Origin of the sequence: Floridaenema flaviceps BLCC-F50 (assembly GCF_041929275.2) — a bacterium.
GTDB classification, from domain to species: domain Bacteria; phylum Cyanobacteriota; class Cyanobacteriia; order Cyanobacteriales; family Aerosakkonemataceae; genus Floridanema; species Floridanema flaviceps.
Genome location: NZ_JBHFNR020000001.1, coordinates 2,826,591 through 2,847,731 on the forward strand (window position 1 = coordinate 2,826,591; position 21,141 = coordinate 2,847,731).

The following is a 21,141-nucleotide window of genomic DNA, read 5'->3' on the forward strand; positions in this document are numbered from 1 at the left end:
TACCTCATCAATAATTTCTCTTCTCTTCCTCTGCGTCTGGAGCGGTTTAAAAAATCTTACTCGATTTCTGAGAACAAAATTTTGTAAGGTGCGTATTTATCTTTCCGATAAGAACCAACCCAAATGCTATAAGTTCCAGGCAACCATTGACCAGCAATACCCGCATTTTTCCCTTGATAATCATCATTGCACCAAGTACCACCAGGACCACTAATTATTAATGTTGTATCGGCGGGACTAATCACTTGAACTCGCAAATAATTTAAAGGAGAAGTTATTAGTAATGTGTGATTAGGGTTGCGATCGACAAAACCCGTACAAGGGCCAATTTCTGTATCTCTCCGACCAGCAACTTCGCTAGCACGTTCCATTCCCCCACTAATCCCCTGAATAATTTGTGGGTCTGGTCGAAACTGCGGATTAATAGTAACACCTTGGAAAATAGGAATATTTGGATTAGGAGTTAATTGCCCTTGAGTTTTTTCAGTTAAGAGTAAGTTAAAAGATAAAAGTATTAATAAACTTAAAATTGAGTTGCGATTAATGAAAGAGGGATTATTTAGAACTTGCAAAATCTGTTTGTACATGATGATTTATGCAGGGTGAATAAATAATGTTGATTATTTTATCATGATTGGTTGGGCGATCGCACATTAAATTTATCTTAAGTAGCAGTTTTGTAAAATTCAATGCTAGAATTTTGTTTTATGTATAAACGAAAAGTTATGAATGTTAAATTAGTTGATTCTTTAGTGCAGTTAATCGAGTCTCTGGATGTAGAAGAGTATGCTTTATTACAAGAGAAATTACAAAATAGAATGATTCAAAAAACAGTAGGAGTTTGTGGGGGTCATGCTTGCATTCGTCATACGAGAATACCTGTCTGGACAGTGATTTCTTTAAAACAGCAAGGAGCAGATTATCAAGAAATTTTGCGAAATTTTCCTGTGTTAACTTTAACTGATTTGAGCGCAGTACAGGCTTACTATGAAAAGAATAAATTAGAAATCGATCGAGTTATTGCTTCCCACCAAGATGATGCAGTTTGTGGATTGGGTGTATCGCTGGAAGGCGGATGAGGAGATTTTAGACCAACGGGAGGCAATTGATAAACCTAAACTATGGATAGGGGCAATCACAGGTGGATTGCCCCTACAAACTACTGAATATGGCTATATTGCGTAAGTTCTATCTTTGCAATCCATCGAACGAAGTTGGCAAGTTCCGGTGCAGTGACTTCTTATGTTACATCACACTACAACCTATTCTGGTTTTATCCAGCCCTTCACGATAGCCTTGCCAATATTAACATAAGGGTTATCTAAAAATTCTTCGATAGCAGCTTCACCACCAGCTGTTAGTGCACCAACAACACGAAGCTTAAAGCCAGGAGAGGTTTCATCATTGACATAGGCAATTTTTTCACCCTCAGTAGCAGTAGGATTGTTTGCCTCTAACTGCTTGAGAAGTTTTTGAATTTCTTTGGTTGCCTCAGTTAGAGTCTGTTTTTGCTCGACGGAGTAATTATGCTGAGTAACCGTGGGATTACTACCCGATTCTGCTGTATCTATAACTGCTGCGATGTTTGCCTTGCTTTGGTCATACTTAGGGCCTTGGTAAGTATCTCCCATAATAAAATCCTCAATTTTTACTTGACCAATAACATTACCATTGTTGCTTTCAATAATCTGGACAAATTTAGCATGGAACACATATTCAACCTTTTTGGATGGATCGTAATTGGTTAATTCCTTAAACTTAGTGGTTAACATCTTATACAAATCAAACAATTCATTTTCAATGCCGGGATGATTTTTCAATGAATTATGTAAAATTGGTATAATATTTTTCTCTAAGCCACGAACAGTCATCACATTTGAATCATGCCCTGGATCATTCACCGGACCAAAATCAGAGATCCCAAGAAATTGAATATTAATGAAGGGCATTAAACTTACCTGACAGTTATATGTCCCCCTGGGACCGTGCGTTTCCGTTCGATATTCGTTTCGTAATCCCCAATAGATTTGTCGTTCATAGTATGCTGAATAGGGGATAGAAACTTGGATCTCTGTCCCACTCAAAATAGAGATGCTGGCAGTACCAGTAGCTCCTCGTTCAATATAAAAAAAATTTCCTGTCCTGTTACGCAACCATCCGTGAACACCCGTGTGATTTTCTTGGTACTCAAACGATTTATTGCTAACAGCGCTTTGGACTAGATCAATGAGTGGGCTGATCATAACACCTCTGAAAAATTGACAGGTCAAGGGTTGAATCTCCTGAACCTCGAAAAAGATAGCAGCTATTATGACAGACTTATTGACAAGGACGATGGGGAGTGTTCCCTTGATCCTTATAAGTTCACCCGATCTGATCTTTTTTGAGGTCGTTCAACTCCAACCCTTGTTTAGTAGTTTTTCTAATTTGCTTGTCACCTGTCAGGAAAATTTTTCTAACAAAGACTTCCGTATAGTCCAGAATTATCAGCATCCCCTGACAAATCACCAAACCTTGCAACTCCTCTGCATCGACGGTAGCAAATTCGATAACCGCGATAACCCCGCCACCGATATCTATCTGCAACTCGTTAAAAAACACCACTGCCCAAAATCCACAGAAGGCACACCCCGCACCCTCACCGAACTCAAAATCTACTTTTCACTCCTAGACTGGGAAAAACACCCCATCCTCATTTTCTACGAAGAGACAAAAGCCCAAGGTTTTAGCCAAACTTTTCTCGATTTTCTGACTCGCTTCGACGCTACAATTTGCGTTATCGCCGACTCACCCCATCCCACCATTCCCACTTTCTCACCCCAAGACCCACACCTGATTCAAACTATTATGAATTGGCTACAACGGACTATTTTAGAAACTTAATAATCTTAACTATCCCTAAATTTAGGACACACTTCAAACGCTAACTGTGACCCATAAAAACAAACATCAAACTCAGTAAAAAAGTTAGCCCGCCCTAAAAGAATTGGAATATTATTTACCCTAGCCCAAGCAAAAGCTAACTGAACTGGCTCAAACTCCCCTACTGTTGCCCAAACTAATAACCCTTTTGCTTCTGCACTTGCTAAATTACCCGCTAAAGCAATAGAAAATCTTTGTTCTTCCCAAATTGCCCCTAATTGTACCCCAATATTATAGGGTAAAACATTAACACTAGCCCCTGTATCGAGTAAACCCATAACCTCAACCGATCGATTTTGATAAGTTAGCGTTAAAGGCAAATACGGAACATCAGCTAAAACGCCAAACTCATCTCGTTTAGGTTGAAAAGAATATCGCTTACCATTTAACATTTGGAGTTTGCTTTTTTTCTGTTTCTAGTAACTGCATTAGTTGTTCTGCTGCACTATTAGATGTATGCACTGCACCAATAATTTCTGCTGCTTCATTTCCTAATAGAATTCCTTCTTCTTTCGCCAATTCAGCCGTTAAAAACTGCATCATTTGAAACTTTTCAGCACGGGATAATTGCCGCAGCTGAGCCAATAATTCAGGATTTGACATAAAACAACCTTGAATTTATTTTTCCATCTTACCACTACCCTAAAGATTCCACCAAACCCTGCAACTCGTTAAAAAATACCACTGTCCCAAATCCACAGAAGGCACACCCCGCAACCTCACCGAACTCAAAATCTATTGGGAACTCCTAGACTGGGAAAAACACCCCATCCTCATTTTCTATGAAGAGACAAACCCCCAAGGTTTTAGCCAAACTTTTCTCGATTTTCTCGATCGCTTCGACGCTACAATTTGCGTTATCGCCGACTCACCCCATCCCACCATTCCCACTTTCTCACCCCAAGACCCGCACCTGATTAAAACTATTATGAATTGGGTGCAACGCACTATTTTAGAAATATAACCTATAACAAAATAGGGAAAAGTTGGCTAGATGAATGGGTGAAAGTAGGAAATTTTCAGTATTTTTTGCTCACTCTACTACTATTCACTGTAATGATATTTACAAGCTACAATTACAATTTCTTCATCGGTAACTTGGTAAACTAAACGATGTTCATTATCAATGCGTCTTGACCAAAAACCACTTAACTCGTATTTCAGAGGTTCAGGTTTACCCAATCCCTCAAATGGCGATCGGTCTATATCTTTAATCAGTTCAACAATTTTGCGATGAATCTTTTTGTCTAATTTTGACCATTCAGTAAAATATTCAAAGGCAGAAGACTCAAAAACAATTCTTCTGCTCATTGTCAATCCTGTAAGTTAACTTCAACTAAATTTTGCCGCTTTTTAACATTTTCAATCGCTTTCAGAAGTCGATTTTTGTTGACTGTTGATTTTAAAAGGTATTCAGTTTCATCAAATTGTGAAACAATGATTTCAATCTCTTTATCTCCAAAAGTCGCTTTAATTTCTTCTATAAAATTACTATCTAGTTCGCTAGCTTTCAACCGATAAACTGTTGACATAGTTTTTACCTATTTTCGATTCTGATAATTATAGCGTTATCTTAGCACCTTTCATCAGATCGAATGTTTCTCCAGTTTGTGTAATCGGTTTTAGGAGTAGCTTGATTTTGCTTAATTCGTTCTAACAATCCTGGAATTGCCATTATATCCGCTTTCAAAAGGCTTTTGTTTAGTTAAAGCTTCTTCAGGCGTGCTAAAATCACTAACAGGAATCGGGAAATTTAAATTTTCCCCCTGAGCCACTTTTTTAACTAAATTCGTAATTTCAATCCCAATATTATCGTGAAACTGAAAAGTTTTGGCAAAATTTTCATTTTCACTAAAAATGGTCAACTCACGATTACCAATTTTTGCCTTTCTTACCGTAAAAGTAAAGTTTTTTTGGCTATCTCCCAATAAAACAACAACTTGTAACCCATCTTGATGATTCTTAGCTGAGTCAAATTGCTCAATCTTTTTAATAGATAATACTTTTGTCTTCATAGCTCTACCCATAAAATCCCCCGTAATGTATAATTAATCAATATAACATTAACCCCTCCAAATTTTAATTTTGGGTAGAGACGTTTCATGAAACGCCTCTACAGCAGGTCTTATTGTGCCTGAAATAATGCTTCTTGTAAGCGGGATTTATCCAGTTCTTTTTGATGTAAAATTACCCAAGATTCCGTTAAATCAGGCCCATGAACATCGCCAGTTAAAGCGGCTCTTAAACTCCGCATTACTACACCTTTTTTCAGGTTTTGTTCTTTTGTTACCTGTTTAATAATTCCTTGGGCTAATTCTGCGGTTAATTCCTGATTATCGAGGGCATTTTGAATTGCTTCTAAGGCAGTTTTAGCGCCTTCTTGTTGTAGTTGTGCTTTGCCTTCTTCAGTGAATTCAACTTGAGATACGAAGAAATAGCGGCTCATTTCTACTGGATCGGGAACGGCAGTAATGTCAGGAATGTTAGTTAACATTTCGGTTAACCAAGCTCGATCGCTAACTGGTAAACGAATCAAACTAGGGCCAATTAAAGCGGCGATTTTTTCTAACCAAGGGCGATCGCTAACTGGATCAAAATTAAAACCTGCTTCTTGCCAGTAAGGAATTAACAAATCCGTTAATTCACTAACGGGCAATTTATGTAAGTATTGACTGTTAATCCAGTTCAATTTATCCCAGTCAAATTTTGCTCCCGCTTTGTTAACTCGATCGAAACTAAATTCGGTTGCAGCTTGTTCTAAGGTGAAGATTTCTTTGGTAGAATCTGGCGGCGACCAACCCAACAAAGTCATGTAATTTGCTAAAGCTTCGGGGGTAAATCCTAACTTTTTAAAGTCAAAAATCGAGGTTACACCTTTGCGTTTAGAAAGCTTTTGTCCTTGCTTATTTAAAATCAAAGGTGTGTGAGAAAATTCGGGAACTGCTGCACCCAAAGCTTCATAAAGAAGAATTTGTTTGGCAGTATTGGCAATGTGATCTTCGCCTCGGATGACATGAGTAATTTTCATGTCAATGTCATCTACAACTACAGCCAAATTGTACAAAGGTTGACCGAAATCTTCAGTTTGAGAACGACGGGCAATTACCATATCACCACCTAAATCGCTGCCTTTCCAGGTGATTTTGCCCCTGACCATATCATCCCAAGAAATTTCCCGATTATCATCAATTTTGAAGCGAATTACTGGTCTTCTACCTTCAGCTTTAAAAGCAGCTTCTTGTTCCGGTGTTAAATTTCGATGGCGGTTATCATAGCGGGGGGCTTCTTTTCTTGCTGCTTGCGCCGCCCGCATTTGTTCGAGTTCTTCTTCAGTACAATAACACCGATAAGCCAAACCTTTATCTAATAAATTCTGAATTGCTTGGCGATACAAATCCAATCGTTTGGTTTGAAAAAATGGCCCTTCATCCCAATTTAATCCTAACCATTTTAGACCTTCAAGGATATTTTCTGTGTATTCGGGGCGCGATCGTTCTACGTCCGTATCTTCAATTCGCAAAATAAATGTCCCACCTTGATGACGGGCAAACAGCCAGTTAAATACAGCTGTTCTTGCCGTACCGATGTGTAAATTTCCTGTGGGACTTGGGGCGATTCTAACTCTTACTGTCACAATAGATTCTCCGACATGGCATGATCGCTGCTTTCAGGTCTTAAATTCAATTTTTAGACCTATTTTTTGTTTTAATAGCGTTATTGGCGATCGATAAATTTGCGATCGGGCAATTGAGTCTTTTCTTACTCCTTTGCCTCTCCCCTTGGTGAGGGAACGCTTTTCAATTTTGACATACTCCCCCGTCACAGCGTAGCTTGACCGGGGATTCTCCCAGAATCACTTCTTGAGATTACTGGCTCAACGAGACGACTTAAATCATCAACATCTCTGTTGATGATCCAGAGGCCGGACTCTCCCCAGTCGTTTGGGTCGGTTCCTGTTTGCCCAGCAGTACCGTTGAGATATTCTCCCAAATATTTCAACCCTTTTTTAAGAATGTTAATCGCTGCGTTAAAGTCACGATCTAAAACTGTTTTACAGTGGGGACATTGGTGAGTTCTAGTACTCAATGTCTTGTGAACTTTTGCCCCACAAACCGAACAATCAATAGTCGTGAATTGTGGCGGTACAGCAATGCAAGTTATCTTGTGAATCTTGGCAAAATAATTCACCCATTGCGTGAATTGATACCAAGAAGCATCGCTAATACTTTTCGCCAACTTATGGTTTTTTACTAAGTTAGACACCTTCAAAGCTTCGTAGACTACCAAATCGTGAGATTGGACTAACGCCAGAGCATCTTTAATGGCTCTGTCTTTACGTTGTCGCGAAACTTTTAGATGCAATAAGCCAACTTTCCGCCGTTGTTTGTGATAGTTGGCTGATTGTTTTTGACCTCTTTTATGGCGCAAAGAAAGTCTCCTTTGAGCTTTTCTTAAGCGCCTTTCTGTTTTTCTGAGGAAACACGGATTTTCTACTGTCTTGCCGTTGGAATCGGTGTAGAATTCTTTTAATCCTAAGTCTATTCCAACTACAGAGCCAGTGAATTTATGCTTCTCTTCCCGTTCATAGTCAATTATAAATTGACAGTAGTAGCCATCGGCGCGTCTAACTATTCTTACTCGCTTGATTTGCTCAGAAGAGTAGTATACTAAAGTTTTTTGACTGCACCACAGGTCAAAAGTACCTGCTTTGAATCCATCAGTAAAGGTGATTTGTTTCCTGTCGTCGGAAAGTTTATATCCAGTGATCTTATATTCCACTGACCGACTATACTTTTTGAACTTAGGAAAGCCTTTCTTCTTGACTGATGAATCTCGGCAGTGAGCATAAAACAGAGCAATGGACTGCCACGCTCGGTCTGCACTTGATTGTCGCGCTTGCGAATTTAATTTGTCTACCCAAGGTGTTGTAGAGTCTTTCGCTAAAACGGCACAAAGTTTCTGCAAGTCATTTCTTGTAGTTCCTTTGTTATCCATCCAATATCTGACGCATTTGTTTCTCACAAACTGCGCTGTTCTGATGGCTTCATCTAGCTTTTGATATTGTTCTGGAGTGCCGTTTTTCAACTTGGCTTCTACAACTAACATAATTTTCCCTCGACCTGGGGTTGGTTTCAGTTTAACATATTTTACCCACGAAAGTTACAATTAAATCGTTGCTGCGCTTTTGGAGGGGTGGGTTTATCCAAATGCTTTGCTAATATGCTTTTGTTAGATTATGAAAAACTCGCCCCTACAGTCGGATTTCATCCCCTAACGGGGGCATTCATCCGACATTATCATTGAGAACTGCTATCTAATATGTATAAATTATAAGTATAAAATCAAAATGTTTGAGGTTAATCTATGGTTCATCAAGAGCAAATCAATATTTCAACTAAGGGAAATGGCGATATGCACGACTTGACGGAAAAAGTAAATCAGGTTGTGAAAAATTCGGGAATTCAACAGGGAATTGTCAATGTATTTAATGTTGGTAGTACGGGGGCAATTGGGGCAATTGAATTTGAACCGGGATTGCAAAGAGATTTACCAGAAATTCTTAATAAATTGATTCCTCCCAGTCGAGATTATTTTCACGAACAAACGTGGCATGATGGCAATGGACATTCTCATTTACAAGCAACTTGGCTTGGCCCTTCTTTGACTGTGCCGATCGCTAATGGTAAATTAGTTTTGGGAACTTGGCAACAAATTTTTCACATTGATTGTGATAATAAAGCACGTCAACGAAAGGTTATGATTACTGTTTATGGAGAATAATTTGTATTTAAAATGAATTTAACAGAGCGATATCAACAAATAAAAAGCAGATTGGATGTTTTGACTGATTTTCCCGAAGAGGAATTGGCTAAGTCGCGATCGCTTTTTCACTTAGATCGAGTTCCACTAATTCCTAAACATTTTGTTGTCTGGACTTGTTTGGTAGGGTTGCCTTTACCGGAAGTTTTGACTAATAAATTCCAACAAATTGTTGAAACTGTAGCCGAAATATTACCACCGAAAACAAGATTTTACAAAGTGATTCCGGCGAATTATCATTGGGAAGTTTTCATTATTAAACGACCTAATGAATCGGTAGATATTGACCAACTTAACGAAGCCGCAATCCTGTTTCGCCAAATATTCAGTCAACATCCACCTTTTACGATTAAATACCAAGGTTTTTTGGTAACAACTGAGGGGACAATCATAGTTAAAGGTTTCGGTAATTTTGACCATTTGCGTCAGGAATTAAAAGAAAAGATCCCCTTCGCTTCTAGCCAACAATCACCGTTAGGTCATGTGTCTCTTGGTCGCATACTTGATCCAGTTGGAAAAGACAATTTTGCCAAATTAAAACAGCTAGTTGATAGCAGCCAGAATCAATTTTTTGGAGAGTTAAAGGTCAGTGAAGCAAAGTATGTTCATGAAACACAATGGTACATGGAAGAAAGAGAAGTTGTTGCCACACTGCCTTTTTTGAAAAGTAGTTTGTTATAGTTAATCTTTTGGCGTGTTGTAAACACCCCAATCTTCGATTCCTTGAGATTTTAGGATTGACTCGGCGCGATCGATCTCCGACAAATCGCCATCTAATACAACCAAATAGTTGTCTTGGGAAAGGCGATCGCTATAAATATTCGCTTGTTCGTTAGAAACTCCATTTCCCAATACACCGCCAATAATTGTACCACCAACAGCACCGTAAAAGCTGCCAGCTAATGTGCCAAAAATTGCCGCTTGAGAACCTGCAAAAAATATTGGCCCAAATCCGGGAATTACCAAAGTACTTAAGCCTAATAATAAACCACCAAGACCACCTACAGCAGCACCAGTAAGGGCACCTTTTCCAACACCTTCAGTCGTTTTATCGCGTACATATTTATTGGGATCTTCCGTCAGTTCTTGACCTTCGCTAGAATCACGTCCGATGACAGAAATTTTCTCGATCGGGAAGTCAGCTTTTTTTAATTCGTTAAGTGCTGCTTCGACCTTTTCTCGATTAGGAAATACCCCAACAGCACGCTTTTCTTCTGTACTTACAGCCATGTTTTTTGCTCCTTGCTTTACTTACTTGGTTGTTATTTATGATTAATGATTTTTAGCTTTGAAACGTTTTCTTTTACGCTTCACGAGCCAGAAGACAAATGCCACAATTAAGGCAATTAATACGAAGCTCGAAATCGGACTAAGATATTTCTCGATTAACTGATAGTTTTGCCCCAGAAAATATCCAGCAAATGTTAACAAAGCTACCCACAAAGCACTGCCAATAGTTGAGTAAAATAAAAATGGTACAATAGGCATATTATTTAGACCAGCAGGCACCGAAATAAAAGTGCGAATTCCTGGTATAATCCGACCTAACAATACAGCTAATCCGCCATATTTGTAGAACCATTTTTTTGATTTATCAATATCCTCGCTGGATATACTCAACCACTTTCCATATCTATCAGCTAATCTTTTTAAACGTTTTTCCCCAACAGTTATACCGATGTAATACCAGAACAAAGCACCTAGCAAAGAACCTAGCGTTCCCGCTAATATTACAAAAGTAATATTTAGCTTTCCTTGGGTAGTTGTAAACCCTGCCAAAGGCATGATTACTTCTGAAGGGATAGGAGGGAATAAGTTCTCTAAAAACATTAAGAAAACTATTCCCCAATATCCTAAATAGTTGATGCTACTTACAATCCAATCGAGCATTTATTAAGTGATGAAGAGTTAGTTATGACTCGTTTGCTTTGTCTAAACGTTCTGGGTTTTCCACACCGATCAATTTGTTCCAAAGTGGATAGGCAACCTCTGTTTTGGGAACGTAATAATTATCAGTTCCAGCCTCCATATTAGCCATAGCTGTAAACTCTTCCCATACTGGATCGTTGAGGTCAATATATTTCGCACCTTGTTGCAAACGAGTACCAGGTTCCAGCACAATTATTTGTTTTAATTCATTGCTGGAAAAATCTTGCATTCTGTTATGCAATTCTTTAATTTCAAAAGCATTCAAAGCTGATGTTACTGGTGGGTGTGCCCCAGCCATTCCGTGATTTTTACCCGCTTCTCTGTTGGGATGTAAATCTTTATCCCACTCATCTGCTTTGGCATCATTTGGTGTGCCGACTTTCTGTTGTTGTGCCATTTTTGTTTCTCCCAATTTTTAGAGTTTTTATCCCTGTTCACCTTCGATCGCAGTTTTCTCTTGAGGACGTTCCAGTGCAGGCGGAAAATCTACATATTCTTCGGCTCTATGCACTTCACTATTAAGAACTTCTTCCCGTAAAATATCTTCAGGATCTACTGAATCGTCAGCAGCAGAAACAAACACATCATTTGCATTGGTGTTGGGTTTATTACTACTGCCTTTATGACTTGCATGACCACCGGGCATAATTTTTACCTCTACTAGTGATAAGTGAATATACGATCACGGTAAAGATAAAAATTGTGCGATTAAACTATCTTAGGGTGTAGGGAATAGTAATTTTTTAAACCGCTCCAGGCGCTCCAGGACGCTCCAGGGAAGAGAAGCAGGGATTTACTAAGTTAAAAAACTTTAATTTGTGGTTAAAGTTAGCTTTTCTGTATCTACCATAAGGGTTAAATTTTCGCCTAAGTCGGAAGGGTTTCTTTTGACTGGTGTTTCGTCAGGTTTGCGCCAGTAATTTCGCTGTTTTTGAAACGGCATGGAGAGGATGTTTAGTATTTTGTTATCTTCAGGTTTGGTGTAAGCAGGAACTCCGATCGCAATTTCTGAAGCAGGCACATTTAACCGTAATGTTTGATGCAGTCGATCCCACCAAGGAAATACTACCGAGTAATTAGAATTGGTTTCTTCTTGCACTTGGGAATGATGGATTCCGTGCATTCTAGGAGTAACTAAAATCATGTTTAACCAGCGTTCTAATTGCAGTGGTAGTTGTACATTACTATGGTGAAATAAAGTATTTGCCTGAAAAATTAACTCATAAATGGCAAATGTTGTGAAAGAAACCCCAATTAAACCAACTTGGACAATGCGGAAAATTGCGGAGAAAGCTATTTCGACAAAGTGAAAGCGAAACCCAGTGGAAACGTCCAAATCTGGGTCTATATGATGGGCATTGTGGAACCGCCAAAGCAAGGGAAATCTGTGATTGGCGCGATGCCAATAATAGAAGGTTAAATCTAGTAGTAAAAAAGCGATCGCAAACTTTACCAAACTCGGCAATTCTACCAAATGCACTAAACCGAAAGATTGCTGCTTTGTCCAATGCAACATAAACTTTGCCGCAGGTTGCACTAAAGCTGCATTTGCAGCAAAAGCCAAAGCAGTTACACAAAAATTTATTGTCAATCTTCCCATCAGCGAATCTGTTCTTTCTCTTAAAGGGAAAAACTTTTCCAACAGTAAGAGAAGGAGAAAAATTCCTAAGACGATCGCCGGAGTATAAGCCAACATTTCCTCAACCTTTAATGCACTAACGCAGCCCGCTGATGTTGTAAAAACCACTCATATAAAGCGGGATTATTATAAGTTTCTGTCCAAGAATCATGCCCAGCTTCCGGGTAAACAGTAAACTTAACATCGCCCCCAAATTTTCTGACAGCCTCTACCATTTTTTCCGATTCACTAAGGGCAACTATGTTATCTTTTGCTCCATGAAATGCCCACACAGGTAGATTTTTGAAATAAAAAGCTGCACCTACATCTCCACCACCACAAATGGGTGCAATGGCAGCAAAAAGATCGGGTTTAGCAGCTGCTAAATGCCAAGTACCATAACCGCCCATACTTAAACCAGTTAAGTAAATTCTTTCGGGGTCAATTTTGTAATTGGCGATCGCCTCATCCAGTAATCTAATCAATAACGGTATTGCCCAATATTGCTGATGAGGACATTGGGGCGAAATCACAATAAAAGGAAAATCTGGCTGTTCTTCTACTACTCTGGGAACGCCATTTCTTTTTAGGAATTCCAGGTTACTTCCCAGTTCACCCGCCCCATGTAAAAACAGAATAAACGGCCATTTTTCTTGGTTTTCGTAACCTTTAGGTAGAAACAGTAAATAGTTGTAAGTTCGATTGCCAATTATTTGTTGTTGCATCACTTCCACTCTAAAATTTAACTTTTTACTAAATATTGCTCAAACCACTGACGCGACATTTTTGCTACTTCTTCCAGCGCCCCAGGTTCTTCAAAAAGATGGCTTGCACCGGGAACAATTTCTAACTTTTTCTCTCCTGATAATTGCGCCAATGCTTGCTCGTTCATTTCAATTATAGCACTATCTTTTCCTCCTACAATTAGTAAAGTTGGTGCTTGTACATTTGCTAGCGATGATTGGGCTAAATCAGGTCTGCCACCCCGCGAAACTACGGCACCCACAGCATCAGGAAATTGAGCCGCTGCGACTAATGCTGCTGCTGCGCCAGTACTAGCCCCAAAATAACCAATTTTGAGATTTTGTATATGCAAATTTTGGGCAACCCATTGCGTTGCACCTATCAATCTTTCCGCTAAAAAAGTAATATTAAAACGGTGTTTCGCGTCTTCTCGATCGCTTGCTTCTTCATCTGGTGTTAATAAGTCAAATAGCAGTGTAGAAAACCCCGCCTTATTTAACTCTTCTGCCACATATTGATTGCGGGGACTATTACGACTGCTACTGCTACCATGAGCAAATAAAATGATGCCACGAGGAGTTTCCGGTTGAGTTAAATTACCTTCTAAATTAAAGGCACCTGATGCAATCCAAACTTTTTGATTGTTGTATTCCAGTGTTTTATTCATATTTATTCCTGTTCATCTGAGGTAAAGAAATTGATTTAAAAACCAGAAGGAAAAGTTTCTGGCGCTTCGCTAGTTTCCCCTTGGGCGGTACGTTCTAAAGGTTCTACTGCCCTGGTTTGGTCAATATGAATTACGGCATCAAATTGTTGGGGTAATTGGGCGAAAAAGTAATGGATCGATCGCTCAGTATTCGGGCGATAAATTACGCCGATCGCTCTTTCCAAACGCCTTGTATTTAACTCGGTCAAACTATCATCAATATCTTGCAAAGTTAACAGAAAACTGGGCAAACCTACTTCATGAAATAAAGCTTCGTAACTATCAGGTAAAGCGGGGCGAACTTGCTTTAATTCCGCTGGTGCATCCCATCGAGAAGCAGCTGTCACTGTGCCACTATAAGTAGTAAAACCAATTAATACAGCGTTGCGATCGTACTTTTGGCGCACTAATTGTCCCACGTTCCATTCTCCCTCATCCCCCATATCCGTCGCCCTGGCATCGCCCAAATGGGAATTATGTTCCCAAACCACAACTTTAGTACCTCCTTCTTGACGATCTAAATGATTAACTAAACTGTCTAAAGTTTCTGCCATGTGGCGATCGCGCAAATTCCACGACGACACGCGATCGCTAAACATAGAACGATAATATTCCTCAGCATTTTTCACCAAACGGGCATTTTGTTCCGCATAGAAAAACTCATCTTCCGCTACTCTTCCATCTCTTTGGGCATATTCGGAAGCGCGACGTTGTAATTCAATTAATTGATTAACTACTTCACCTTCACAAGATTCAGTTAATCCAAAATTAGCCGCATAACCATAAGATTGAGAATCTTCGCCAAAATGTTCTAAGCAACTATAGCGATAACGCGCCCTTTTTGCTGCTTCTGGATCGATTTTTTCTAGATAGCCTAAAACTGCATCGATCGACTGGTACAAACTGTAAAGATCGAGTCCATAAAAACCCGTTTTTTTTACATTTTTTGGCTGTGATTCATTGTAGTTCCGTAACCAATTTATAAACTCAACTACTACCGTATTTCGCCACATCCAAGTCGGAAATCTTTGAAAACCCGAAAGTGCCTCTAAACTATCAGCATCATCATTAATACCTCTAACATAACGATTAACTCGATAAGCATCAGGCCAATCAGCCTCAACTGCAACCGCAGAAAAACCTTTTTCTTGAATTAATCGTTTCGTAATTTCGGCTCTTTCTCGGTAAAATTCATGGGTGCCATGAGTTGCTTCTCCTATTAACACAAACCTAGCATCGCCAATAAATTCTATTAAAGTGTCATAGTCGGAAGCTTCACCCGTTAAAGGATGAGCAAGCTCCCGAATATTATCAGTTAACCGATTTGTGGTGAAGTTGGGCATAATTTTACCCTGCCTTTTCTGCGTCTTGTTTCCAAAAATGGGAAACAGTTCTCAAACAGCAACAAGCTTTAACGGATGGGTTTTTCCGCTAGGTTGCTGTTATCTCCAAGCTATCGACTACGATTTTTTTACTCTTCTATCTAATGAGAGGGATCGACAGGGGGGCAGACAGGCAAGAGGGGCTGCGGCTACTTTTTTCAATTAAGGTAAGCTACTTAAAATACAGGGACGAGGTTGTTAAGACTTGGTAATGAAACGGTAGATATACGGTGGTATTGTTAATTTGTTTCGGTGTAGTCTGATAGATACGATGTCTTTTGGCAGTATTAACTATTACCTAATTCAAGTAATTGATGGTTGAGCTTGCTGCTAAATCTGGGAAGGTGGCTTTTGTGGTAACTGTACAATCTGAAAATTTGGTAATTCCATGTAAATTAAGCAATTGCGTTGTTATTTCTACAGACAGTGCAGATACTACTATTGAACATAATCGGGCGATGGAACAATTGATTTTGGTAGTGCAAGAATTATCTTTAGCCCGAAATTTAGAAGCTATTATGGCGATCGTCCGGGTAGCTGCACGTTTGCTCACGGGTGCGGATGGTGCTAACTTTGTATTAAGGGATGAAGAGCAATGTTTTTATGCTGATGAAGATTCAATTGCTCCTCTTTGGAAAGGGCAAAGATTCCCCATGAAAACTTGTCTTGGGGGTTGGGTAATGAACAATCGTCAGCCAGCTATTATTGCAGATATTTATAAAGATGGGCGAATTTCTGAAGTTGCTTATCAACCAACTTTTGTCAAAAGTTTGGCAATGGTACCCATTCGGAAGTTAGATCCGATCGGTGCAATTGGTGTTTATTGGGCAAAGTTACATCAACCGACAGTTCAAGAGGTGAAGTTTTTACAAGCATTGGCGGATACAGCAGCTGTAGCAATAGAAAATGTTCAACTTTACACGCAATTGGAAGTAAGAGTGCAACAACGCACGGCAGAGTTAGAAGCTATTAATGCTAAATTGCGACAAGAGGTTCAAGAACGGCAACAAGCGGAAGCACGAGTATGGCAATTATCGTTAACGGATGAATTAACAAATTTGCATAATCGGCGAGGATTTTTTGTCTTTGCAGAACAGCAATTAAAAGTAGTACATCGTTTAAATAGTCGTTATTGTTTGTTGTTTATTGATTTGGATGAATTGAAGCAAATTAATGATAATTTTGGTCATAAAATGGGCGATCGCGCAATTGTAGATGCCGCCCGAATTTTACAACAATCTTTTCGGGAAGCAGATGTTGTGGCGCGTCTTGGTGGCGATGAATTTGTGATTCTTGCCACAAGTGATTTAGATAATGCAGAAAAAATTCACGATCGCTTACAAACTAATATTGCCCTGTTTAACCAAAAGAGCGATCGCCCTTATCAAGTTTCAATGAGTATTGGCATTCAGTGCTGTTTACCCCAAGATAATGTTGCCTTGGAAACTTTACTCGCTCAAGCTGACGAAGTAATGTATACCCAAAAGCGCCATAAAAAAGTTACTAATTCTTTATCAAATGCTTGATTTACAAGAAATCCCAGTCCCCAGTCCCTAGTCCCCAGTCCCTAATGTCCATTTACTAAACGGATATTTAATCAAGTTGGCGTTGAAGTATCTCGGATCGTGGGAAACTTCCATGCCTACCCATTCTGGCAATTCTATCTCTTGATCTTCTGCTTTCAGTTCTACCTCAGCAATAATTAATCCGGCATTCTCCCCAAAAAATTCGTCTACTTCCCAGGTTAATTCCCCATGTTTAATTAAGTATCGAGTTTTTTCAATCAATGGCTGTTCACACATTGTTTCTATCATGGTTTGAGCGTCGCTCAGTGGAATTTGGTATTCAAACTCGGCTCTAGAATTACCAATACTTAAACCCTTAATTGTTATGTAACCTCGATCGCCTGCAACCCGTACCCTAACCACAGCTTCTTTCTTAGTACAAATATATCCTTGGCGGTAGGTGATGCCCTCAGCAAGCGATCGCCATTTGTCGCCATTTACAAGGAATTTTCGCTCAATTTCAATAGCCATGACTGATAAATTTAATCAAACCTTAATGGCAGTAACTTTTACTTAATTGTAGCGGTTTATATCTGTAAAACATTAAACCTCTAGTTAAATACTCATAAATGGCAAAAGTTATGAAAAGTTGACAAAATTAACCAATAATGTATACTGAATAACTGATTTTCCAGTAGATTCAACATAGTGGTTTAGAAAAATCATGCTAGAATATAGAAATAAAGTAAACGGCTATACATTTATACTGGTTTAAATAAGTTGTATCTTTGTCTAATTGGAAATGGATACAGACCGCATCTGCGAGTTAATCTTTAGCAAATACGATCGAAGAGGACACCGACTTGAAAAGATTATAAAAACGCTCTGGCTGAAAGTAAAAGATAGCATTCTTTCTAAAATAATGGGCAAACCTAACCTCTGTAACTCTGTCTAAATGCAGAATGGCAGAGTTGCCAAATTTTACCTCCTTGAGGGAATGTGTATCAGTCTAAATTTTCCTATTTTTATAGTGTTACTATTCTATCATTGTTGAATTTTTATGGGCGCAAACATTTCTCAACATTACCGAAAATCCTTACAACCCTTCGTCGATCCAGAAATCCTAGAAGGAGTAGATTATCTACCCGAAATACCGGAAACTACAGTAAACGCACCGGGCGCTGCTGCAAGTAAAGATCGGCAAGGAGAAAAGTTTTTGGTTTTAGTATTAGCAGGCTTGTGCTTATTTGGAGTAACCTACAATCACGCAGTTAACTGGGTACAAAACCTGCCTTTGTTTCCGATAATGAGTCATTCGGCTAGCGAGTAAGCAATTGAGAATTAATGCAAAATTTTAAATTGAATCGAGAGGATATCCTGGGATAGCAAGATCTGAGAAAGTGGGGCAAAATAGAGCGGCGCAATAGTTTTGAGTCGCTGAGTGACAGGGAATTTTTGAGCATAGAGAATCCTGATGTAATTAAGTTTTTAGAACTAATAGTAAAGACGATCGCGGCTTGCATAATTTTAGGCACTTTAAATATAAAGCCGTCGATCATCCGATAAAGTTTTAAGTTTTTTAAGTTATTGAAATTGGACTTGTCCAGCTTGTAAATAAAGGGCTTGGTTTTGCAATGTTTTGGCTTCAGCAGGACTCAACCCCCATTGTTGCTGTGCTTGTTGCGTGCTAGGTACTGGTCTTAATACACCAGTTAAATTAAGGGTTTGTCCGCGTTTAATTACAATTTTATTTTCTGCACTTCCGTTATCTAATTTTGGTTCAAGAACGACAAAAACTGGCTGACCATTTGGTTGTCCGATCCAAAAAGTGCGATCGCCATTCACATTTTGAACTCTTACATTTGTTAACTGAACTTGCCTATTTAGAATCGATTGTCTATCTGATGTATTAGCAATTACAGCTACATCAGTAATTGGTTCACTGGGAGCAGCAGCCGGGTTAGCAGTAGGTGAAATTTGGGTATCAGGAGTAGTAACAGCACTGCGAGAAGCAGCTGTTGGCGACTGAGGTACGGGAGTAGCAACAATTGTGTTAGCGGGAACGGGAGAGGGAGTAACAACCACAGTTGTGGGTGCGGGAGTTGGGCTAACAACTACAGTTGGTGTTGCGGTTGGGGTAACAACTACAGTTGGTGTTGGGGTTGGGGTAACAACTACTGTGGGAGTTGCTTGGGGAGTGGCATTAACGTTGGGATTTTCCGCAGTTCGATTTTCGCAAGCAGCGATCGTACTTGTTAAGAGTAATAAACAAGTTGCTTTACCGAGCCAATTGCTTTTTTGTCTTAAACTATTATTGACTTGCATCTTCGTTAACATCCTCCAAATTATGTTTTTTTGAAATCAGAATTAATCAGATAATAGGCAGAAAAGCTGACTAACGACTTCTTCTTTTACCACCTAAACGTCTGATAAAACCTTGTAATCCTGATTTTCTCGAACGCCGTCGATCCACCCTGTTACTACCTTCTGATTGAACAGCTGCATCTACATCTTCTTGGCGGGGAATTCCTTGCTGAATACGAGCCTTATCAGTAAGAGGAACAGCATATTCATCAGGCATAATTTGCGAACCATATTGTCTGGCATAAACTTGGGTAAACTCTGCGCCAAAAAATAATATTTGAGCCGCATAATAAACCCAAGCCAGGATAATGATTAGTGAACCTGCTGCACCATAAGTTGAACCAAAGCTGCCATTTCCCAAATACCAACCCAGTAAAAATCTGCCAATACTGAATAGTAGAGAAGTAATTACCGCCCCAATCAAAACATCTCCCCAAGTGATGTGTACATTTGGGAGAAATTTGAAAATCATGGCAAACAAAAAGGTAGTTATGCCAAAAGAAATGAGAAAATTAACTACTTGCCAAAGTACGTCAAAACCTGGTACTAAGTGACTAAAATAACTACTAATTGCTGATAAAGTAGCGCTAATAATCAGAGATACCAGCAATAAAAACCCAATCCCTAACACCATTGTAAAAGATAAAACGTTGCGCCGGACAAAACCTTTAACAGGACGATCGGGTTTTGGTTGCACTTCCCAAATAGTATTTAAAGCATCTTGGAGTTGAGCAAATACCCCAATAGCACCAAATAATAAAGCACCGATACTAATAATAGAAGCGATAGTTCCTGTGGCTGGTTGATTAGCATTTTGAATTGCGGTTTCAATTACTTCTGCACCACTTCTGCCAACTAAACCTTGAATTTGGTTAACAATTTCCCCTCTGGCGGCTTCTTCTCCGAATACAAGACCTGCGATCGCAATTGCAATTACCAATAAAGGTGCTAAAGAAAAAATCGTATAATAAGCTAAAGCCGCTGCCAAACGCGAAGCTTTATCTTCATTCCATTCATCAAAAGTTTGTTTCAGTAATTGCCAAATCGTCCGTAAATTTAGCGGCTTTAATTTAGACCTCGAACGTGGTTTTTCATTAACAGTTTGTGACATTCTAAATAGATAATTTATGGGATTAACTACATTAATCTATATTAAGTAGCTATTCAGAGGAGCTTGCATCTATCCAACGAGTTAAATTACTTTTAAATTTATAGTGGGATGGTGCGTTACGTTAGCACTAACGCACCCTACAAAAAAGACTGCGGAACCTCTGCTCCTTCTGCCTTCTTTTCGGCTTCTATCTTTAGGCTGAGTGACAATATTATGAGTTTGGAGTTTACTAAAAATAGAGCTAAAAATGGGAATATGCAACTTACAGAAAGAGTGGCGCTAATTACAGGCGCGGGATCAGGAATTGGTAAAGCTGCCGCCCATTTGCTGGCAAAAGAAGGCGCTAAAATTGCCGCATTAGGTGTAACTGAAGAAGAGGTAGCCGAAACTGTTAGCAAAATCCAAAGCAATGGTGGGGAAGCAATTAGTTTAATTGCTGATATTTCTCAACCTGAACCAATGCAAAAAGCAATTCAACAAATTGGGGATAAATGGGGGAGAATTGATATTGTTTTTGCCAATGCGGGGATTAATGGAGTTTGGGCACCAATTGAAGAATTAGAACCGGAAGAGTGGGATAAAACTTTAAATGTTAATTTGAAAGGAACTTTTTTAACAGTTAAATATGCTGTTCCTTATTTAAAAAAACAAGGCGGTTCTGTAATTATTACTTCCTCTGTTAATGGTACAAGAATTTTTAGTAATACTGGTGCAACGGCTTATTCTTGTTCTAAAGCGGCGCAAGTTGCCTTTACTAAAATGATCGCTTTGGAATTAGCAGAACAGCGCGTGCGGGTAAATGTAATTTGTCCGGGAGCAATTGAAACTAACATTAATGAAAGCACCCAAAAACGTCATTTAGAACAGGTGAAAGAACCTGTAGAATTTCCTGAAGGAGAGATTCCTTTAACCGATGGCGCACCTGGAAAATCAGAACAAGTAGCGCAGTTGGTGTTATTTTTAGCTAGTGATGCTTCTAACCATATTAGCGGCACAGAAATTTGGATTGATGGAGCACAATCTTTGTTACAAGGGTAGTT

At 39.2% G+C, this 21,141-nt stretch carries 28 protein-coding genes; 8 read left to right on the forward strand and 20 right to left on the reverse strand.

The features are described 5' to 3' along the window. Positions 1-56: 56 nt before the first annotated feature. Positions 57-587, reverse strand: coding sequence for a hypothetical protein (locus tag ACE1CI_RS13580; protein ID WP_413266049.1), 531 nt, complete (start codon positions 585-587; stop codon positions 57-59). Positions 588-725: 138 nt separating this feature from the next. Here ACE1CI_RS13580 and ACE1CI_RS13585 point away from each other — a divergent pair, with 138 nt between their 5' ends. Then, positions 726-1,079, forward strand: a complete 354-nt coding sequence (locus tag ACE1CI_RS13585) for a DUF433 domain-containing protein (RefSeq protein ID WP_413266050.1) — start codon at positions 726-728, stop codon at positions 1,077-1,079. A gap of 183 nt (positions 1,080-1,262) precedes the next feature. On the opposite strand, the gene ACE1CI_RS13590 is transcribed toward ACE1CI_RS13585, so the two are convergent. Then, a complete protein-coding gene (locus ACE1CI_RS13590) occupies positions 1,263-2,243 on the reverse strand; it encodes a hypothetical protein (protein WP_496615454.1) in 981 nt (326 codons plus the stop codon). Positions 2,244-2,310: 67 nt separating this feature from the next. On the opposite strand from ACE1CI_RS13590, the gene ACE1CI_RS13595 reads away from it, so the two are divergent. Beyond that, a complete protein-coding gene (locus ACE1CI_RS13595) occupies positions 2,311-2,883 on the forward strand; it encodes an NACHT C-terminal alpha/beta 1 domain-containing protein (protein ID WP_413266052.1) in 573 nt (190 codons plus the stop codon). 5 nt (positions 2,884-2,888) lie between these two features. Here the strand turns inward: ACE1CI_RS13595 and ACE1CI_RS13600 are convergent, their stop codons facing one another. Beyond that, entirely contained in the window at positions 2,889-3,314 is a 426-nt protein-coding gene (locus ACE1CI_RS13600) for a pepsin/retropepsin-like aspartic protease family protein (protein ID WP_413266053.1), read from the reverse strand. Beyond that, positions 3,301-3,525 carry a hypothetical protein gene (locus ACE1CI_RS13605; protein WP_413266054.1) on the reverse strand — a complete coding sequence of 75 codons (225 nt, stop codon included), beginning with the start codon at positions 3,523-3,525 and terminating at the stop codon, positions 3,301-3,303. The genes ACE1CI_RS13600 and ACE1CI_RS13605 overlap by 14 nt, the downstream gene beginning before the upstream one ends. 58 nt (positions 3,526-3,583) lie before the next feature. Here ACE1CI_RS13605 and ACE1CI_RS13610 point away from each other — a divergent pair, with 58 nt between their 5' ends. Beyond that, entirely contained in the window at positions 3,584-3,886 is a 303-nt protein-coding gene (locus tag ACE1CI_RS13610; protein WP_413266095.1) for an NACHT C-terminal alpha/beta 1 domain-containing protein, read from the forward strand. Positions 3,887-3,966: 80 nt separating this feature from the next. Here the strand turns inward: ACE1CI_RS13610 and ACE1CI_RS13615 are convergent, their stop codons facing one another. From ACE1CI_RS13615 to ACE1CI_RS13635, 5 genes are all read right to left on the reverse strand, one after another. Beyond that, positions 3,967-4,233 carry a Txe/YoeB family addiction module toxin gene (locus ACE1CI_RS13615; protein WP_413266055.1) on the reverse strand — a complete coding sequence of 89 codons (267 nt, stop codon included), beginning with the start codon at positions 4,231-4,233 and terminating at the stop codon, positions 3,967-3,969. A gap of 2 nt (positions 4,234-4,235) precedes the next feature. Further along, positions 4,236-4,454 carry a hypothetical protein gene (locus ACE1CI_RS13620; RefSeq protein ID WP_413266056.1) on the reverse strand — a complete coding sequence of 73 codons (219 nt, stop codon included), beginning with the start codon at positions 4,452-4,454 and terminating at the stop codon, positions 4,236-4,238. Positions 4,455-4,565: 111 nt separating this feature from the next. Continuing rightward, positions 4,566-4,937 (reverse strand): hypothetical protein, encoded by a 372-nt coding sequence (locus ACE1CI_RS13625; protein ID WP_496615455.1) that lies wholly within the window; start codon positions 4,935-4,937, stop codon positions 4,566-4,568. A gap of 110 nt (positions 4,938-5,047) precedes the next feature. Then, complete coding sequence (gene gltX / locus ACE1CI_RS13630) at positions 5,048-6,556, reverse strand: glutamate--tRNA ligase (protein WP_413266058.1); 1,509 nt, start codon at positions 6,554-6,556, stop codon at positions 5,048-5,050. 185 nt (positions 6,557-6,741) lie between these two features. Beyond that, positions 6,742-8,028, reverse strand: coding sequence for an RNA-guided endonuclease InsQ/TnpB family protein (locus ACE1CI_RS13635; RefSeq protein ID WP_413266059.1), 1,287 nt, complete (start codon positions 8,026-8,028; stop codon positions 6,742-6,744). Between the two features lie 258 nt (positions 8,029-8,286). Between ACE1CI_RS13635 and ACE1CI_RS13640 the strand changes: the two genes are divergently transcribed. Continuing rightward, complete coding sequence (locus ACE1CI_RS13640) at positions 8,287-8,703, forward strand: secondary thiamine-phosphate synthase enzyme YjbQ (RefSeq protein WP_413266060.1); 417 nt, start codon at positions 8,287-8,289, stop codon at positions 8,701-8,703. A gap of 12 nt (positions 8,704-8,715) precedes the next feature. Continuing rightward, the gene (locus ACE1CI_RS13645; protein ID WP_413266061.1) at positions 8,716-9,423 is read left to right on the forward strand and encodes a hypothetical protein; all 708 of its coding nucleotides are present in this window, start codon (positions 8,716-8,718) and stop codon (positions 9,421-9,423) included. Here ACE1CI_RS13645 and ACE1CI_RS13650 read toward each other — a convergent pair whose 3' ends face one another. The 8 genes from ACE1CI_RS13650 to ACE1CI_RS13685 all read right to left on the reverse strand — a co-directional run bounded on the left by ACE1CI_RS13650 (position 9,424) and on the right by ACE1CI_RS13685 (position 15,082). Continuing rightward, the gene (locus ACE1CI_RS13650) at positions 9,424-9,972 is read right to left on the reverse strand and encodes a general stress protein (RefSeq protein ID WP_413266062.1); all 549 of its coding nucleotides are present in this window, start codon (positions 9,970-9,972) and stop codon (positions 9,424-9,426) included. A 42-nt stretch (positions 9,973-10,014) separates the two neighbouring features. Continuing rightward, a complete protein-coding gene (locus tag ACE1CI_RS13655; protein ID WP_413266063.1) occupies positions 10,015-10,632 on the reverse strand; it encodes a DedA family protein in 618 nt (205 codons plus the stop codon). Between the two features lie 22 nt (positions 10,633-10,654). Then, positions 10,655-11,068, reverse strand: a complete 414-nt coding sequence (locus tag ACE1CI_RS13660) for a hypothetical protein (protein ID WP_413266064.1) — start codon at positions 11,066-11,068, stop codon at positions 10,655-10,657. A 27-nt stretch (positions 11,069-11,095) separates the two neighbouring features. Then, a complete protein-coding gene (locus ACE1CI_RS13665) occupies positions 11,096-11,317 on the reverse strand; it encodes a hypothetical protein (RefSeq protein ID WP_413266065.1) in 222 nt (73 codons plus the stop codon). Between the two features lie 165 nt (positions 11,318-11,482). Next, positions 11,483-12,367 (reverse strand): sterol desaturase family protein, encoded by an 885-nt coding sequence (locus ACE1CI_RS13670; RefSeq protein WP_413266066.1) that lies wholly within the window; start codon positions 12,365-12,367, stop codon positions 11,483-11,485. 11 nt (positions 12,368-12,378) lie between these two features. Then, the gene (locus tag ACE1CI_RS13675) at positions 12,379-13,014 is read right to left on the reverse strand and encodes a carboxylesterase family protein (RefSeq protein WP_413266067.1); all 636 of its coding nucleotides are present in this window, start codon (positions 13,012-13,014) and stop codon (positions 12,379-12,381) included. Between the two features lie 17 nt (positions 13,015-13,031). Continuing rightward, entirely contained in the window at positions 13,032-13,700 is a 669-nt protein-coding gene (locus tag ACE1CI_RS13680) for a dienelactone hydrolase family protein (protein WP_413266068.1), read from the reverse strand. A 35-nt stretch (positions 13,701-13,735) separates the two neighbouring features. Then, positions 13,736-15,082 (reverse strand): erythromycin esterase family protein, encoded by a 1,347-nt coding sequence (locus ACE1CI_RS13685; RefSeq protein WP_413266069.1) that lies wholly within the window; start codon positions 15,080-15,082, stop codon positions 13,736-13,738. A gap of 353 nt (positions 15,083-15,435) precedes the next feature. Between ACE1CI_RS13685 and ACE1CI_RS13690 the strand changes: the two genes are divergently transcribed. Further along, positions 15,436-16,647, forward strand: coding sequence for a GGDEF domain-containing protein (locus ACE1CI_RS13690; RefSeq protein ID WP_413266070.1), 1,212 nt, complete (start codon positions 15,436-15,438; stop codon positions 16,645-16,647). 27 nt (positions 16,648-16,674) lie between these two features. Here ACE1CI_RS13690 and ACE1CI_RS13695 read toward each other — a convergent pair whose 3' ends face one another. After that, complete coding sequence (locus tag ACE1CI_RS13695; RefSeq protein ID WP_413266071.1) at positions 16,675-17,157, reverse strand: CYTH domain-containing protein; 483 nt, start codon at positions 17,155-17,157, stop codon at positions 16,675-16,677. A gap of 529 nt (positions 17,158-17,686) precedes the next feature. Here ACE1CI_RS13695 and ACE1CI_RS13700 point away from each other — a divergent pair. Further along, entirely contained in the window at positions 17,687-17,956 is a 270-nt protein-coding gene (locus tag ACE1CI_RS13700; protein WP_413266072.1) for a hypothetical protein, read from the forward strand. Positions 17,957-18,210: 254 nt separating this feature from the next. On the opposite strand, the gene ACE1CI_RS13705 is transcribed toward ACE1CI_RS13700, so the two are convergent. Both ACE1CI_RS13705 and ACE1CI_RS13710 read right to left on the reverse strand, forming a co-directional pair. Continuing rightward, the gene (locus tag ACE1CI_RS13705; RefSeq protein WP_413266073.1) at positions 18,211-18,951 is read right to left on the reverse strand and encodes a hypothetical protein; all 741 of its coding nucleotides are present in this window, start codon (positions 18,949-18,951) and stop codon (positions 18,211-18,213) included. A 70-nt stretch (positions 18,952-19,021) separates the two neighbouring features. Beyond that, positions 19,022-20,101, reverse strand: a complete 1,080-nt coding sequence (locus ACE1CI_RS13710) for a YihY/virulence factor BrkB family protein (RefSeq protein ID WP_413266074.1) — start codon at positions 20,099-20,101, stop codon at positions 19,022-19,024. Between the two features lie 255 nt (positions 20,102-20,356). Between ACE1CI_RS13710 and ACE1CI_RS13715 the strand changes: the two genes are divergently transcribed. Beyond that, the gene (locus ACE1CI_RS13715) at positions 20,357-21,139 is read left to right on the forward strand and encodes an SDR family oxidoreductase (RefSeq protein ID WP_459564104.1); all 783 of its coding nucleotides are present in this window, start codon (positions 20,357-20,359) and stop codon (positions 21,137-21,139) included. Positions 21,140-21,141: the final 2 nt, after the last annotated feature.